General features: G+C 30.3%; 22 protein-coding genes. 4 read left to right on the top strand and 18 right to left on the bottom strand.

What is annotated here, in order from left to right; all coding sequences use genetic code 4:
* The 7 genes from rplV to rpsJ form a co-directional block, all read right to left on the bottom strand.
* On the bottom strand, positions 1–345 hold the full coding sequence (gene rplV, locus MBOVPG45_RS01330; RefSeq protein ID WP_013456218.1) for a 50S ribosomal protein L22: 345 nt from the start codon (positions 343–345) through the stop codon (positions 1–3).
* Positions 346–347: 2 nt separating this feature from the next.
* Positions 348–626, bottom strand: coding sequence for a 30S ribosomal protein S19 (rpsS, locus tag MBOVPG45_RS01325; protein WP_013456101.1), 279 nt, complete (start codon positions 624–626; stop codon positions 348–350).
* The gene (rplB, locus tag MBOVPG45_RS01320) at positions 626–1,471 is read right to left on the bottom strand and encodes a 50S ribosomal protein L2 (RefSeq protein ID WP_013456520.1); all 846 of its coding nucleotides are present in this window, start codon (positions 1,469–1,471) and stop codon (positions 626–628) included. The genes rpsS and rplB overlap by 1 nt, the downstream gene beginning before the upstream one ends.
* Before the next feature lie 69 nt (positions 1,472–1,540).
* Positions 1,541–1,981 (bottom strand): 50S ribosomal protein L23, encoded by a 441-nt coding sequence (gene rplW / locus MBOVPG45_RS01315; RefSeq protein ID WP_013456175.1) that lies wholly within the window; start codon positions 1,979–1,981, stop codon positions 1,541–1,543.
* Entirely contained in the window at positions 1,981–2,952 is a 972-nt protein-coding gene (gene rplD, locus MBOVPG45_RS01310; RefSeq protein ID WP_013455957.1) for a 50S ribosomal protein L4, read from the bottom strand. Before rplD ends, rplW begins: the two co-directional genes overlap by 1 nt.
* Positions 2,952–3,782, bottom strand: coding sequence for a 50S ribosomal protein L3 (gene rplC / locus MBOVPG45_RS01305; protein WP_013456115.1), 831 nt, complete (start codon positions 3,780–3,782; stop codon positions 2,952–2,954). Before rplC ends, rplD begins: the two co-directional genes overlap by 1 nt.
* Before the next feature lie 53 nt (positions 3,783–3,835).
* The gene (rpsJ, locus tag MBOVPG45_RS01300; protein WP_013456535.1) at positions 3,836–4,141 is read right to left on the bottom strand and encodes a 30S ribosomal protein S10; all 306 of its coding nucleotides are present in this window, start codon (positions 4,139–4,141) and stop codon (positions 3,836–3,838) included.
* Between the two features lie 615 nt (positions 4,142–4,756).
* Between rpsJ and MBOVPG45_RS01295 the strand changes: the two genes are divergently transcribed.
* Complete coding sequence (locus MBOVPG45_RS01295) at positions 4,757–5,032, top strand: HU family DNA-binding protein (RefSeq protein ID WP_013456552.1); 276 nt, start codon at positions 4,757–4,759, stop codon at positions 5,030–5,032.
* 23 nt (positions 5,033–5,055) lie between these two features.
* Here MBOVPG45_RS01295 and recU read toward each other — a convergent pair whose 3' ends face one another.
* Entirely contained in the window at positions 5,056–5,547 is a 492-nt protein-coding gene (recU, locus tag MBOVPG45_RS01290; RefSeq protein WP_013456566.1) for a Holliday junction resolvase RecU, read from the bottom strand.
* A gap of 138 nt (positions 5,548–5,685) precedes the next feature.
* Here recU and recA point away from each other — a divergent pair, with 138 nt between their 5' ends.
* Positions 5,686–6,678, top strand: a complete 993-nt coding sequence (gene recA, locus MBOVPG45_RS01285; protein ID WP_013456517.1) for a recombinase RecA — start codon at positions 5,686–5,688, stop codon at positions 6,676–6,678.
* Between the two features lie 85 nt (positions 6,679–6,763).
* A complete protein-coding gene (locus MBOVPG45_RS01280) occupies positions 6,764–7,576 on the top strand; it encodes a TIGR00282 family metallophosphoesterase (protein WP_013456391.1) in 813 nt (270 codons plus the stop codon).
* A gap of 51 nt (positions 7,577–7,627) precedes the next feature.
* Here MBOVPG45_RS01280 and MBOVPG45_RS01275 read toward each other — a convergent pair whose 3' ends face one another.
* Positions 7,628–8,713 carry a M42 family metallopeptidase gene (locus tag MBOVPG45_RS01275; RefSeq protein WP_013456256.1) on the bottom strand — a complete coding sequence of 362 codons (1,086 nt, stop codon included), beginning with the start codon at positions 8,711–8,713 and terminating at the stop codon, positions 7,628–7,630.
* Positions 8,714–8,960: 247 nt separating this feature from the next.
* Between MBOVPG45_RS01275 and MBOVPG45_RS01270 the strand changes: the two genes are divergently transcribed.
* Entirely contained in the window at positions 8,961–9,671 is a 711-nt protein-coding gene (locus MBOVPG45_RS01270) for a pseudouridine synthase (RefSeq protein ID WP_013456127.1), read from the top strand.
* 36 nt (positions 9,672–9,707) lie between these two features.
* On the opposite strand, the gene rpmA is transcribed toward MBOVPG45_RS01270, so the two are convergent.
* From rpmA to MBOVPG45_RS01225, 9 genes are all read right to left on the bottom strand, one after another.
* A complete protein-coding gene (gene rpmA, locus MBOVPG45_RS01265; RefSeq protein WP_013456038.1) occupies positions 9,708–9,986 on the bottom strand; it encodes a 50S ribosomal protein L27 in 279 nt (92 codons plus the stop codon).
* A 6-nt stretch (positions 9,987–9,992) separates the two neighbouring features.
* Complete coding sequence (gene rplU, locus MBOVPG45_RS01260; protein ID WP_013455997.1) at positions 9,993–10,292, bottom strand: 50S ribosomal protein L21; 300 nt, start codon at positions 10,290–10,292, stop codon at positions 9,993–9,995.
* A gap of 197 nt (positions 10,293–10,489) precedes the next feature.
* Positions 10,490–10,756: a hypothetical protein gene (locus tag MBOVPG45_RS01255; protein ID WP_013456093.1), complete on the bottom strand. Its 267-nt coding sequence runs from the start codon at positions 10,754–10,756 to the stop codon at positions 10,490–10,492.
* 93 nt (positions 10,757–10,849) lie between these two features.
* Complete coding sequence (locus MBOVPG45_RS01250; protein WP_013456268.1) at positions 10,850–11,272, bottom strand: MscL family protein; 423 nt, start codon at positions 11,270–11,272, stop codon at positions 10,850–10,852.
* A 189-nt stretch (positions 11,273–11,461) separates the two neighbouring features.
* Positions 11,462–12,487, bottom strand: coding sequence for a nucleotide exchange factor GrpE (gene grpE / locus MBOVPG45_RS01245; protein ID WP_013456328.1), 1,026 nt, complete (start codon positions 12,485–12,487; stop codon positions 11,462–11,464).
* Positions 12,471–13,478: a heat-inducible transcriptional repressor HrcA gene (gene hrcA / locus MBOVPG45_RS01240; RefSeq protein ID WP_013456423.1), complete on the bottom strand. Its 1,008-nt coding sequence runs from the start codon at positions 13,476–13,478 to the stop codon at positions 12,471–12,473. Before hrcA ends, grpE begins: the two co-directional genes overlap by 17 nt.
* A gap of 168 nt (positions 13,479–13,646) precedes the next feature.
* Complete coding sequence (gene rpmE / locus MBOVPG45_RS01235) at positions 13,647–13,859, bottom strand: 50S ribosomal protein L31 (protein ID WP_013456389.1); 213 nt, start codon at positions 13,857–13,859, stop codon at positions 13,647–13,649.
* A 22-nt stretch (positions 13,860–13,881) separates the two neighbouring features.
* Positions 13,882–14,478, bottom strand: coding sequence for a 30S ribosomal protein S4 (rpsD, locus tag MBOVPG45_RS01230; protein ID WP_013456448.1), 597 nt, complete (start codon positions 14,476–14,478; stop codon positions 13,882–13,884).
* Between the two features lie 297 nt (positions 14,479–14,775).
* Positions 14,776–16,278 (bottom strand): MAG5620 family putative phospho-sugar mutase, encoded by a 1,503-nt coding sequence (locus MBOVPG45_RS01225; protein WP_013455958.1) that lies wholly within the window; start codon positions 16,276–16,278, stop codon positions 14,776–14,778.
* Between the last annotated feature and the right edge of the window lie 37 nt (positions 16,279–16,315).

Below are 16,315 nucleotides of genomic sequence, written 5' to 3'. Positions count from 1 at the left end.
TTACGCCCTTTCTTCCAATGCTATTGATAAATTAGATGTTCTTTTAAAAATAGAATAAGCTCTACCTTGAGAACGTGGTTGGTATCTTTTAAGTGTAGGTCCTTCATTAACTAATACTTCTTTAACAAATAATTTTGATGCATCCATTCCATGGTTGTTTGTTGCGTTAGCAATGGCTGAATTTAATAATTTAATAAATAATTGTGATGCTTTCTTGTTTGTGTTGTTAAGAATACCAAGTGCAACTTTAACGTCTTTGCCTCTGAATAAATCAGCAACTAAACGAGCTTTTCTTGGAGAAATTCTTTGAATTTTAACAACTGCTTTAGCTTGTTGAGTACTCATAATTATTTCTTCTTACCTTTTTCAGCACCATGACCTGAATATGTTCTAGTTGGAACAAATTCTCCTAATTTGTGGCCAACCATATCATCAGTTACATAAACATCGATGTGTTGACGACCGTTGTGAACTTGGAATGTTAAGCCTATAAAACTTGGGAAAATGGTTGATCTTCTTGATCAGGTTTTAATAGGCTTTTTAGGCATTTTTCCTTCTAAAATAGCATCTACTTTTTTAAGTAAGTATTCATCAGCAAAAGGGCCTTTTTTAAGACTACGAGCCATTATTTAGAGTCCTTTCTTCTTCTTAAAATCAATTTTGTTGAAGATTTCTTAGTTTTTCTTGTTTTAACACCAAGAGCCTTTTTACCTCAAGGAGTTAAAGGAGCCTTACGTCCAATAGGTTGCTTACCTTCACCACCACCATGTGGGTGATCAATTGGGTTCATAACAGAACCACGAACTGTTGGACGAACACCTAAATGTCTACTTCTACCAGCTTTACCTAAAAGAACCAATGAATGTTCGCCGTTACCAACAACACCTATAGTTGCACGGCAACGAGCTAGTATTCTACGCATTTCGCCTGATTTTAGACGTAATACTACATACTTACCATCATCATCTTTACCTAAGATTTGTGCTGATGTTCCAGCACTTCTTGCAATAATGCCCCCACCACCTGGTTGCATTTCAACGTTATGAACAAATGTACCTTCAGGAATGTTTGAAAGTGGTAATGAGTTACCTACTAAAATATCAACATTGTTTCCTGAAATAACTTTTTGTCCAACTTTAATACCTTCGGGTGCTAAAATGTATCTTTTTTCACCATCAGCATATGCTAATAAGCAAATATTTGCTGATCTGTTTGGATCATATTCAATTGATTTAACAACTGCTGGAATATCATCCTTGTTACGTTTAAAGTCAATAATACGATAGTATCTCTTTACACGGCCACCTTGGTGTCTAACTGTAATTTTACCTTGGTTGTTACGACCTGAGTGTTTCTTTAAAATCACTAATAATGATTTTTCAGGTGCGTGACCGCTTAGATTTTTTGAATAATCTAGAGATGACATATTACGGCGACCATTTGTAACTGGCTTGTAATGTTTAACTGCCATTTCTAATATTTCTCCTTGCTTAAAAATAGTTGAGGAATTCATCTTTTAAGCAAAATTAATCCTCATAAATTATTTTTCTTCTTTTTCTTTTGCTACAGAAGATTTCTTTGCTTTTTTAGCAGCAATTTTTTCTGCTAATTTTGCTTCTTTTTCTGCAGTCTTTTCTTTTTCTGCCTTAGCAGCTTCAGCTTTTTCTTTTTCAACTTTGGCTTTATCTTGTTTTTCTTCTTCTTGTGGGTAGAATGAAATTGTATAGCCTTCAGCTAATTTAACAAAAGCTTTCTTATATTTGTTTGTAAATCCGTGATAACGACCTAAACTTTTAGGTTGTTTGTCAACTTTAAGTGTGTTAACTGATAGCACCTTAACCTTGAAAATAAACTCAACAGCTCTTTTAATTTGGAACTTGTTTGCTGCTCAATCAACTTCAAATGTATAAACATTTTTACCTAAGGCATCATTTGACTTTTCAGTAAGAACTGGACTTTTAATAACACGAGTTATTTCCATTATTTAATTCTCCCTTCAAAGTTTTCATAGCCTTCAGTTGATAAAACTAATACATCAGCTCAAATCAAGTTTTCTACAGAGACAGATGATGGTTTAACGCAAATTACATTTTGTAAGTTTGCAACTGATTTATAGGTAACTTCATCATTTGTTGCAATTAAAATGTGCTTTTGGTTTTTAATGCCTAAGTCATTTAATTTGTTAATTGCAGCCTTAGTTGAAATTGATTCTAATTTGAAATCATCAATAACAACTGCTTTGCTTTGCGCTAATAATGTTAATGCTGAAATAAATGCATTGAAACGAACTTTTTTGTTGACTTTAAGCTTATAGTTTCTAGCTGGTGTAGGGCCAAAAGCTCTACCACCACCTACTCATATTGGCGATCTAGTTGAACCGGCACGTGCTCTACCTGTTCCTTTTTGTCTTCAAGGTTTTTTGCCACCACCGCGTACTTCAGCACGGCTTTTAACATCATGTGTACCTTGACGTCTAGAAGCTCTGTCAGAAATAATGGTGTCAAAAATTGCTTGTGAATAAATTTTGCTTGAAGCAAATAATTTAGGATTTAACTTAGATGTATCAAATTCCAATTTTGTAGGTTTTTCAAATTTTTCAGCTGTAATAGCAGGTTTTTTAGCTACTTCTTTAACTTCCTTAGCTACTTTTGCAGTAGTTTTCTTAGCAGTGGTGCTTGGTGACTTAGCTTTTTCAGCTGATGTAGTTTTTGTTGTAGTTTTTGCGCTTTCAGTTGATTTTGATGCTACTGGTTTTTTAGCAGCTGTAGAAGTAGTTTTCTTTGTACTCGAAGTTGATTTTGCTTCAGCTGGTTTTTTAGCAGCTGTAGAAGTAGTTTTCTTTGTACTTGAAGTTGATTTTGTTTCAGCTGGTTTTTTAGCTGTTGTGCTCTTTTTAGTAGATGAAGTAGATTTTTTGGTTGTTGTCTTCATTTCTTTTTCTAAATCAGCCATTATTTATCTCCTTCAGCAGCTTCTTTTTCTTTAGCAGCTTGTGCAGCTTGTTCAGCTTCAGCATTAAGAATTAGAGGTTCTAATTCAGCTGAAGTCATACCAACTGTAACTTCAATATTGAATTTTTTTGCTCTTTCAATAAGCTCATTCATCTTAACAACTTCTTTAACATCAACTAACTTAATTGCTTCTTTCGTTGGAAGACCTTTAACAGCTTGCTTAATAATCACAAATGATTTTTTAGCACCTGGAATTGAGCCTTTAACTAAAAGAATGTTATTTGCTACATCAACCTTAACAATTTCTAAGTTTTGAACTGTAGTTTTTTCTGAACCTAAGTGACCTGGCATTGTCATACCTTTAACAACACGGTTGCCTGATATATCACCAAGCGAACCAGTTTGTCTAACAGGTTGACTACCGCCACCACCACCATGTGATTTAGGTCCTATGTGTTGGTTTCATCTTTTGATTGTACCAGCAAACCCTTTACCTTTAGAAGTTCCTGTGATATCAACCAATTCACCAGCTTCAAAAATGCTTGCGTTAACTTCTTGTCCTAATTCATAGCCTTGCATACCACGAATTTCTTTAATGTATTGCTTAGGTGTTGTTTTAGCTTGAATAAATTGACCTGCTAATGGTCTGTTTACTCTCTTAGCTTTTTTCTCAACAGTAGCTAATTGTGTTGCAACATAACCATTTTGCTCTACTGTTAGAACTTTTGTAACAACATTTGGTTTAACTTCAACAACAGTAACTGGTATTCTTTGACCAAGTTCTGTGTAGATTTGAGTCATTCCAACCTTACGTCCTAAGATTCCTTTCATATTCATCTCCTAATCTATTTTTGATGACCATAGCTTGCAAATGCAAGTTGGATTTATTTTTGTGAAACTTGAATTTCAACACCTGAAGGTAATTCAAGTCTTTTTAGTTTGTCAATTGTTTGTTCACTTGGGTCAATGAACACAATTAATCTTTGGAAAGTTCTACTTTCGAATTGTTCACGTGACTTTTTGTTAATGTGAACTGATCTTAAGATAGTAACCACTTCTCTTTTAGTAGGAAGTGGAACTGGACCACTAAATTTAGTATTGTTTTTGGTTGCTAATTCAACAATTTTCTTAGCGCCAAAATCAGCTAATGAGTGATCAAAACTTTTCACCTTGATATTAACTTTACTCATGTTGCCTCCTTTGTTCATAAATGAACTTTACTCCACAAAAATTTCTTACTTATCCATAGACAACAAAACGGATAATTAACAACCTTTTGCTTCTTAGTAAATGTTGCATTTACAATTATAATCTGAAACTAAAAATTTGGGAGTATTTATTTAAATATTTTTAAAATTCAAGAATGTGTATTTAAAAGTAGTTAAAAAGTAGGTTAAACACTCTTATTTTTGGCTCAAAAATCAAGAATTTTAGCTTGCTAATCCAAAGCGCTCAAAAATTGAAACACCAAAAAGAGTTGTAAGTTTAATATTTCCTATTGTTATAGGTATTTTACAGTATAAAAACATAATGTGCACAACTTTATAAAATAAAATATAAATCTAAATACTTAATCTTTTATACATTATTAATTATTTATATGCAAAATAAATTTAGAAATTATGTTTTGCTTTTAAAAATACTTTGATATATTATTGTGTTTGTAATATGAATAAATCACACAAATTTTTATTTTATCCTTTATTTATAGGGTAATAGGAACAAAAATAAAAAATTTACCTATAAATTTAGTAATATATAAATAGGATAATATCCTACTGTGATTATTCAGAAGGGAAAATCAAATGACTAAAAAAGAATTTATCAAGGCAATCGCTAATAAAATGGAAGTTTCAGTAAAAAAAGCAGATCAATTTTTTGACGCTTTTGTCTTTGTACTTAAGGAAGAATTAATTGCTGAAAATAAAGTGCAACTTTCATCTTTAGGTATTTTCGAAACAAGAATAAGAAGGGGGCGTGATACCATAAATCCTTTTACAATGAATGAGTTATCAGTGCCTGAAAAACGTGTTATTAAATTTACTCCTTCTAAATATCTTAGAGAGCTAGTTAACTTCTAATTTTGTAGCTTGTTACGTTTATATTAAAAATCAATATATGGCAAAAAGTCAATTATTCCCGGAAAAGTCAGCGGAATTCTTTTGCCTATTTTTTTTATTCATTCATATCTATATTGATTTTTACTCTCAATTTTCATAAAGTCTGAATACATAAGTAAATAGAACTCATCATATAGGCCAAAAAACACTATCAAAAAGGCAATTCCGCCGTTTTTATCAATCTCTTTTAGATAGTTTTTTTGATGTTCTTTTATATTCCCGCTTGCTAAAAATGATTCATTTGTGCTTTTTGCTTCAAAGGCTATAAATCTACCTTTATAACACCCAATATAATCAACTGTTGATCTTTTATAGACAAAAGCATTAGATAACAGTAGCTTATTTTCTTTGCTAGTGATATTGCTAAATTTAATTGGGAGTCCTTTTTTCTCAATAAAAGCTATATGATTATATGTGTAATAATCAATTGTTTGATTAATAATAGTTTCTAATAGCATACCTCTATTTTTGTACATACTTTGTAATTATGTTTGTGTTATAAATTTTACAAAGGTGAATAAAAATGGGAAAAATGCTTATTATTTCCCAATTTTTTCCAAATTTCTTGCTTTAAGGTTCATTTGCTAATTGGTATTATGAAAGGAATAAAATAAATGAAAACTGAAAATAATGAAAATAATACACAAATGAACTTAATAAAAAGCACATTAAATGAAATCACTAGAAAATTTGGCGCTGAAGCTATTATGATGTTTAACCAGGACACTATTGATGAAAAGGTAGAAGTTTTTTCATCTGGAAGCTATTTATTAAATAATGCACTTGGCATTGGTGGTTATCCTAAAGGCAGAATCGTTGAAATTTATGGACCTGAAAGCAGTGGCAAAACCACGCTTTGCCTTCATGCAATTGCCGAAGTACAAAAACAAGGCGGAATAGCTGCTTTTATTGATGCTGAACATGCTATTGATCCACTTTATGCAAGAAATTTAGGAATTGATTTAAATACTCTTATTTTGAGCCAACCCGACAGTGGTGAGCAGGCTATGGAAATTGTTGATATTTTAGCTAAATCTGGTGCTGTTGATTTAATTGTTGTTGATAGTGTGGCTGCCTTAGTTCCAATTGCTGAATTAGAAGGTGAAATGCGCGATATGCAAGTTGGAGTGCAAGCTAGATTAATGTCAAAAGCATTAAGAAAAATTACAGGAAGCTTGCACAAAAATAAAACAACTGTTATTTTTGTAAATCAAATCAGAGAAAAAATTGGCGTGATGTTTGGCAATCCCGAAACTACAACAGGAGGAAGAGCATTAAAATTTTATGCATCAATTAGACTGGAAGTAAGAAAAACAACATCAATTACTGAAGGTAAAGATATTACAGGCAATGAAATTAAAATTAAGGTTGTTAAGAATAAATTAAGTGCTCCATATAAAACTTTTACAACTGAAATTCTTTTCTCTAAAGGTATTGATTCAACAGGCGAATTAATTGATTTAGCCTGTGAAAAAGGCGTATTTGACAAAAAAGGCGCTTGATATGCTTATGAAGGCAAAAATATCACTCAGGGAAAAAGAGCACTAAAAGATTTTCTAGAAAATAATCCTGAATTCAAGCAGGAAATAGAAAAATTGGTGCTATAAATAAATAATAAGCATAGGCATATAGCAGGCTAAGTGTTAAAATTATAAAAGAATATTTTTAAGTTAGCTGTTGAGGAAGCAATAAATGGATAATAAAGAACTTAAAATCTTGTTTATAGGTGATATTTTTGGTACACCTGGTATTAAAATGGTAGAAAAACACTTGTCTAAACTAAAGTCTGAATATGCTGTCGATGTTGTTATAGCGCAAGGCGAAAATGTTTCAGGTCGAAAAGGGCTAGATCAAAAAGACTACTTGAGACTAAAAAAAGCTGGTGTGGATATAATAACTTTAGGCAATCATGTATGAGCTAAAAGTGATATATTAAATATTATAAATAACCCAGATTTAGTAAGACCTGCTAATATTGATGCTGGATATCCAGGCAAGGGTTCTCAAATATATACACTTAAAAATGGAGTAACGCTTCGTGTAACTTCCTTAATGGGCATAACTTTTAATAAATTGCTTAAGCCATGAACACAAGAAGTTGCTAATAGCTTTTTTGATGCTATTGATTCAATTAGACAATATCAGCAAAAAACAGACTTTCACTTCATTGACTTTCATGCCGAAACAACTAGTGAAAAGTATGTTTTGGGCTTATATTTAGATGGTTTAGTTGATGCAGTTTGTGGCACTCACACACATGTACAAACTAATGACGCGCACACATTGCCAAATGGCACCTGTTTTATATCAGATGCAGGTATGACTGGACCATATAACTCTGCTATTGGCGCTAACTTCGAAGAAGTTTATCGCCATATGCGCTTTGACGAAAAAATTTTGTTTGCAACATCAAATAATCCTTGCCAGTTTAACGGTGTATTTTTGCACCTTAATACAGATAAAAGAAAAAATAAAATTGTTCCCATTACTATACTTCCCGAATAGCAAAAAAAGCGAGACTACTCGCTTTTTCTCATGCTACTATAAAACAGGTTTTTAGTTGGTGTGAAGCTCTGCATTTTTATTGTTATCAAATACTTTTACAAATTCAGTAATTAAATCTAAAGTTGCTTGAATATCAACTAATGAAGCAACGCCAATGGGTGAATGTAAATATCTTTGTGGAATACTTAGTGTAATTGTAGGAACACCACCTATTCCATACTGTAAAACAGCTCCATCGGTTCCGCCACCTTCAGCTATATATTTATAGACTGGTATGTCTTTTTCTTGTGCAATCTTAGTTAGCATATTTACTAATTTAGGATCTGTCATAACAGCTGAATCTTGAATTAGTAAGGCTACACCTTTTCCTAATGAAGGCACACCTTTAATACATCCAGTTGTATCATGCGAAGCACCTGTGTCTATAGCAAAAGCTACATCGGGATTAATGAGTGACACACTAGTCTTAGCTCCCCTGCATCCTACTTCTTCTTGGACAGTACCAACTAAATATAAATCATTTGGCAAATCAATATCCTTTATTCTATTTGCAAGCATATCAATAACAGTAACACCTGCTCTGTTATCCATTGCTTTGCCACCTAACAGATCATTTCTTAATTCAATTGTCTCGCCAGACATATAAACTCTATCGCCTACTTCAATACCAAAGTCAATAGCTTCTTGTTTGTTTAAAAATCCACAATCAACGAATAACTCTTTTTCCAATGGTGCTTTTGTTCTTTTTTCAGCTTCTAAAATATGGATTGATGTATGTCCAAAAACTCCAATTGCTTCTTTATTATCTTTATTGGTTACAACTTTGGCTTTTGTGCCAATAACAGCAGTTGGTCAAATTCCACCTACTGATGAAACTAATAAGTTTCCATTATCTTCAATATTTCTTACTAAATAGCCAACTTCATCCATATGTGCAGCTATCATAACCTTAGGTGCATTAGCAACTTTTGATCTTTTTGTAATTATTAGTGAACCAAAACCATCACGCGAAAATTCAAAATTTTCGCTTTTTATGTTTTCTTTTAATTGTTTAACAACAGGTTCTTCATATCTAGACATAGCTTCTATAGACATATATTGAACTAATTTAGTTTTTAACTCGTCATATTTTGACATATTATTCCTTCTACTTTATTTTTTATTAAAGTTTGTTATTAAATTATAGTTTTATAAATTCAAATGCATTGTAAATAATTTATTTAATTGATTTATTTAAGAACTTTTAAGCAATATTAATAAACTAATATGCATGCTTAAACTACTAAAAGTTATTGAATCAACCAATTATTCAGTTTGTATCTTGAAGTTGAATGAAGGGCATTTATTTTCATATTTTGTCAAAATATTAGATAATTAAACTATTATGGCACAGATAAGAATTGAGAAATTTATTGCTGATTTAACTGGCCTTAGCAGAAATGAAGTTAAGGCGAAATTAAAGAAAAAAGCAATCAAAGTAAATGGCATTGTGTTATCAAAACTAATAAAAATTGACCCTGAATCTGATTATGTTGAAGTTGATAATGTAGTCGTTAAATATGAAAAATTTCAGTACTATATGTTTAACAAGCCAGCCAATTTTGTTTGTGCTAATAGCGATCCTAATGAAGCTACTATTTTCGATATTGTAGGTTTGCCTAATAAAAAATTCTTTTCATTTGGCAGATTAGATAAAGACACAGAAGGTCTTTTAATATTAAGCAATGACGGTGAAATGTGTCATAAGTTGCTTAGTCCAAAAAATCATATACCTAAAAAATATTATGTAAAAGTTGATAAAAAAATAAATAGTGATGTGCTACTAAATAATAGGCCTATCAAAATCAGTGATGATTTTATCGTTTCAAAATATGAGCTTGAGCCTATTGATGAAAAAAGCTGTTTTTTAACAATTTATGAAGGAAAATTTCATCAAGTTAAAAGAATGTTTGGTGCTTTTGGAATTTCCGTTTTGTACTTAAAACGTGTGCAATTTGGCAATTTAAAACTAGATAATAGCTTAAAGTTAGGGGAAATTAGAAAACTAAGCGAGTTAGAAGTTGAATTATTAAGAAATGAAGAAAAGCAGGCATAAGTTACCTGCTTTTACTTAAATAATTAGTAATATTAATTACTCAGCATTTGTGCTGTTTTGAACTCTTGTTGGGTAAACTGAAGCATAAACTCTGTTTCTTCTACGTTCGAATTTAACATAGCCTGTAATAAGTGCATAAATAGTATCGTCATTTCCACGTCCTGCATTTGTGCCTGGGAAAATTTTTGTTCCTCTTTGACGGAAGATAATTGAACCAGCTGTGCAGTATTGTCCATCGCCTAATTTAATACCTAGTCTTTGACCGCGACTATCACGGCCGTTTCTAGTCGAACCACCGGCTTTCGTGTGTGCCATAGCTAACTAACCTACAATTCCTGTTATTTTAACACGTGTATAAGGTTGACGATGACCTAATTTACGTTTATGAGTTGACTTTGCATTGTGACGATATACAACTATTTTTTTAGCTTTACCTTGTTTTTGGATCTCTCCAGTAACTTTAGCACTTTCTACATATGGCTTACCAATTTTATCATCAAGGAGTAACACTTTGTCAAAAGTAACTTTTGACCCTTCGGCTCCTTCGATTTTTTCAATAAAGATTGTTTGGCCTTCTTTAACTAGAATTTGTTTACCACCTGTTTCGATTATTGCTATCATTTAGCATAACCTCCTGTTTGTGGCTCATCTTTAAGGTAATTATTTATTTTGTAAATAATATTTAAACCTGTTCAGAATGGTTACAAAAGTAACTCTTTTATTTTAATACAAAAATCTAATTGTGTGTGTATTTTTTTCGGGTTATTTAATTATTTTTTAAAGTATCGTTAAATCCTAATTTTGAAGAAACAACTAATTTAATAGCTTACATAAACTGGTTGATAAATCGGTTGAATATTCCTATAACTTGCAACTGTAGTTTTGGATTCGTTTGTGTCTCATTTTGTGCTTCCTGTGCTAGTTACTTCTCCTTTTTTGGCTTTCGAAAGCTTAACTAATGAGGCAATTTTTGTTGCGATCGTTACTATTGATGAAATTCCGGCTATGGCTGCTGTTATTGAAAATCCACCACGTATGTGCTTCTCTTGATTTTCGTCAAGTTTTACAAATTTACCTTGTTCCATATTCCTCCTTTCAATAATTTAATTTAGATATTTGAAAAAATAGTGAAAAAAGAAAAAAATTGGGAAAATCCCAACTTTTGTCCTAAATGTTTCTTACTTTAATTGATTTCTTCTTAATTCTTCAATGTTTTCATTAAGTTTTTTAAGCTCTTGAAGTATTAATTCATCAGTTGTAGGAGTGGCAACCACTGCAACTGGAGGATTTCTTTTTGCTTTTCTATGCTCTATAGCATTTCTAATTAAGAAATAAATAATTAAGAATAGAAAAATTATAATAGTAACAATAATGAATGAAATTAAAGCAGCTAAGAATTTACCAATTAAAACAGAGCCAGCTTTTAACTCGGAAACTGCAGAAACATTGAATAAAGAAGCTATTGCAGCCATTATAACATCGTTTGCTAATGAACTAATAACTGCATTAAATGAGGCACCAATTAAAACACCAATAGCTAATAGTAGCATATTACCACGTTTAACTGATGTTCATGCATCACTTACCGATTTTTTGAACATAATATAATTATATAAAATTAGAGTCAATATTTAAAATTTTGCCCATTCTTGCCATAAGTACTATAAGACAGCGCCTTAAGAAAATACTGTGCTCTGTTGAGTAAACTAAACATTGCTTTGATGTGCATAAATTCAATTTAAATATATAAAACAATATAAAAAAAATGAGAATTTTATTGTTTCTCACTTTTACTTATTGCTTTTTGCAATTGATTCAGAAACTTTTTCCTCTAGCGTGTGCAACTTTCCAGGAGTTTTGTGATATGCATTATCTCCTAATTTTTCAATTAACACTTTTGCTTGCGGATCAGTAGATCTAACTGTTGTATCAACAAGTGCAACATGAAGCACTCTATCATGCAACATAAATGCAGACGAATGAACATTAATAATGGTATTAGTCGGAAATTCATCATCTATGAATTGGTCATTGACTTTTTGATATTCAGGATTAAAAATTTCACCCTCGATTGGCTTAATTTCAATGAAATTATACTTTTTAAATAATTCATCAAATTGCCAGGTTATCATCCTGTAGCCTTTTGCAAATGCTTTTAATTTAGGATCATCCAAAAGTTCAGCTTGCTTTTCAGAGCTTAAAGTTGTTGTTTTATACAAGCTATAATAGTTAACAAATTGTTCAAAAAAATCTTGTAAGGCATATTGATGAATTTGCTTTTTCATTTCATCAGGCACAACAATAGTTTTTGGTGTTTCCTTTGCTCTTTCTAATTGTGCTTTTAGAAACTCATTATCTCTTGCTAACATTTCACTTTTAGCATAAAGCGAAAGTATTTTTGCTTGTGCTTTTACCAAAGGATCGTCTTTAAGGTGATCTATTTTTTCAGCAGATTCTAAATTTGTTTCTTCATTAGAATTTGATGATTTTTTTGCCATAATTTCATCATAGTTTTTTAATTCGACTTCAAACCAAAATTTTTGGTTTTTATAAATATCACTAGGATCATTTTTAGGTATTTTTACTTGAAACTTGTAGCTTGGTTTAATTTCATTATGAAGAAATTTGTCATCAAAGTTATTTATAAAGGTGTTTTTACCTAAAATTAGCTCAAAATTTTTGACACAAAAACGATCAACTAAGTCGCCATTAGGTGAATATGTATTAACATCTACAATTAAACGATCACCTTTGGAGAAAGTTTTCTTAGCTTCATTGCTTTTATTAATAGCTTCTTCTTTATTCATCGAACTCATTTATTAACTCCTCTAAAATTTCTAATGCTGAAATGCCTTTGGCATAATTCATTCTGTTAGTACCTACTAATGAAATTTCCTTAATTTTATTATTTTGCAACTTCTTAGCAATAAATGTACTGTGGTCACTACAAATGGCTATTTTAATGTTTCTATTTTTGTCCGGTATTTCAGAATCAATTATTTCTCAAATTGATTCATTTTCAATTTTATGCAATATTTTTAGCAAATCCTGTCTAGAAATTTCGTCGGCAAGAATAATGTTATTCCTACCATAAATATTGTTTTTATTAACAAATGCAAAGTGAAAAACTTGATTAACATACTCTTCCAATAATGTCTCATAGTTTTTGATTGATTCAGACAATATAGGTCAAAGTGCCTTGGCAGAAGATGCTAAGTTTATTAATGATGAATTCACTAATCTTTGATTAAAAACTTTAGTTGCAATAGATAGATCATTCATCGAATACACATCTTTATTAATAGTTATGTTGTTAGTTGTAGTTTTGTTATACGAATCAGTTATTAAGACTAATCCTTCTCTGTCTGAAAGTGGAACCAATTGTAAGTTTTTTAGTGTTGCATCTTCATTATTTTCAGTAGTTACTAGTGTAACTCCAATTGATTCAGTAATTATTTTAGCTGCTTCTTCAACTGTGTTTTCAATTGAAACTCTTCTGCGTGCAAAAATGTCTTTTAGTCTTTCTTTAAAGGCGTTTGTGTCAAAATTTGCTAAATACATTGCATAGTATTCATAGCCTTTTGCTGAAGGAACTCTTCCGCTAGAAGTGTGTGTTTTTTCTAAAAATCCAAACTTTTCTAAGTCATTCATTAAATATCTAACTTTAGCACTTGAAAAATTTAATTTAAAATTTTCTATTAATGCTTGCGAACTTACAGGTGTGCCGTCTTCAATAAACATTTCTACTGTGTATTTTAAAATGGTTTTTAAATCATTAGTTAAGCCAAAATCATCTTTTTTATGCATAGTTTAATTATAAACTTTTTTAGCATATTCATAATGAAAGTGCTAAATATAGTCAAAGACTGATTGCCCTGTTTTAAAGGCTTATTGGTAAAACTACCACAAAACAAATAATATAATTTGCTGAGAGTGCTAAAAAAAGAACCATTGTGGCTCTTTTAAAAAATAATATTATTTTGAATTTTTCTTTGCAAGTCTTTGATTAAACTTGTCAATCATACCAGTTGCCTTGGTTTTTGCTCTATCACCAGTATAAACAACGTGGCAACCTGAACAAACGTCGATTGAAATTGATTTTTTAGTTGTTCCAAATGTGAATTTCTTTGAACATGTTGAGCAAGTTGCTTCAACAGTGTTATATTGTGGATGTATATCCTTTTTCATAATATATTCTCCTGTCTCTTAACTATTTTGAATAGTGCTCAATAACAAAGTTTTCTTTAACATTTGGATTTAGTTCGCTTCTGTCAGGTAATCTATCAACTTTAACTTCAAAATTCTTAACTGTTAGTCAAGCAGCAGCTGGTTTTGATTCTAAAGCAGCCTTAACTTGAGCATTATTTTGTGTTTTGGCTTTAAGTGTTATAACATCACCCACTGATATGTGCATAGAAGGAATGTCTGCGTTTTTGCCATTTAATTGGAAATGACCGTGAGCAACTAATTGACGAGCTTGTCTTCTGGTTGTAGCAAAACCAGCTCTATAAACAACATTATCAAAACGACTTTCTAAAAGTTGAAGTAAGTTTGTACCAGCAACACCTTTCATTTTAATAGCTCGTGAATAAATTTTTTGTAATTGTTTTTCACTAATACCATAAATAAATCTAACTTTTTGTTTTTCATATAAGTGTAAACCATAGTCAGAAAGTTTTACACGTTTATTTCCGTGTTGACCTGGTGCGTATGTACGTTTTTTGCCCTTAGAAAATTCTTTTTCATTTTCTAAAATTGAAATTCCATAACGACGAGCTTTTTTAAAAACTGGTCCTAAATATCTCATATTTTCCTCTTTCTGCATAAAAACATAAAAAGGAGACAATTTCCTTATTCTTGATGACTTTTTAATGATTTCAGTTTACAGCTAACTTACTTTCAAATCAGTTGAAAATATCATATACTGAATAAATAATTATCTGCTGTTAATTATGCAAATTAAATTTTATTATAAATTATAATAATAGAAAGCATTTTGTGTGACAAATTATTGTAAAATATGTCTTATAACAAAAAGCAGAATATGGCTGTTTTATAGACCTTTTAATCAACTTATGCCTTCATGAATACTACAAACATTTTCTTATTTTAATAACTTAAGAATCTTTTTAACCCATCAAAAAGTCTTTAAATATTGCATTTTTCAAGGTACATTTTGCTTCGCTAATTCATTACACATATGATACTCAAAAACCATTCTGCTTCTTTCTATATCAAAGTATAAAATTAATGAATTCTTGTCTTGTTCAGAATACAGTTTCAATACAGCATAGTTATTATCAAATCATGAATTAAATATTTTTATTTTGTTAAATATCTTGCTTTTTAAGTAATGCTTTTCAATAATTGATATTAGATTTTTTATATTATTAAATTCAAATTTTTGACTTTTGTAAATTATCTTAGTTCCACCTAAATTTTCTCTAAGCGAGTTGTATTTAAAAGAAAGTAAATTGTTTCTGTTTCTATAAATGTTTAGCATTCAAACTAAACATATAACAAAGTAGTGATTATTATGAATCTTTGAGTATCTTGGATTAGCATTTATTTTGCTAAATGAATATGAAAATAAGCAATTTTCGTCGCTTAGTAATGATTCAATATTATTAGAATCATAAAAGTAATATCTCATCTTATATTGCTTAATTAGATCAATAACTTGTCTGCTTGCGTTTGGTGGAATAATTACAAATAACTTTTTAATATCAACTTGATTCGATCTTTTTAATTCTTCTACTAAAAAGTCTAAGTACAACAACACTATTTGGTCTGTAGAAAGATTTTTCAGCCTATAATCTATTAAAAAATCAGCAGTTAAACTAGAATAATTATCAATTTTTAAAATACTTTGATATTTTTTGAGTTTTGGCAAGAAGTTTTTAAACAAATCAAAAATTGGCTTGTTACTTTGACTGGCAATTTTGCTCTTTTTGACTTTAAAACTAGTATCATAATTACTAAATAACTGAACAAATAATGAATGTAAATAATCATTATTAACTAGTACTAAACTTCTAGATTTATACCTTGCTCTAACATTAAAAAATGCCTTAAGAATTTCTTCTTTTGATGCCTGTATGGATATTAATTTGTCAATACTAAGCAATTCAGCTTCGTAATCAAGTTTGTTCTCATAAATTTCAATTTTACGATTAGCGTTAAAACTCTCACATATTGTTTCTAATGTGTTTCTTTTTACATAAAATTTTGTTTTTCCATCATATATTGAAATTGATATTAGTTTTGATTTTTTAGAAAATATAAATTTAACAATATAGTCTATTTCGTTTTCTTTAACAGCTATTTCATCAGTTGAAATGTCTGTTCCAATATGCGAATCATAAACATAAACTTGGAAGTTTTTTATAGGAAAATTTTTTATGTATTCAATTGTTTTATAGTGCTTTTGGTCACCTTGATAGGATAATAAAATCTTTTGCTTGCTTCCATTATCAAGAACTGAACAAATGTGTTCTAAAACTAAAGAACACAACTGTTCATCAATGTGTTCTTTAGAGTTTGATTTTAAGAAAAGCAAATTGTCAGATATAGATAGATAATACTTATTACTTAAATTATCACTCATCACAATTGTCCTTAAGTCTTATAAAACATAATAGAGA

The sequence above is a fragment of the Mycoplasmopsis bovis PG45 genome, assembly GCF_000183385.1.
GTDB lineage: Bacteria > Bacillota_I > Bacilli_A > Mycoplasmatales > Metamycoplasmataceae > Mycoplasmopsis > Mycoplasmopsis bovis.
This window is presented reverse-complemented; position numbering and strand designations above follow the sequence as displayed.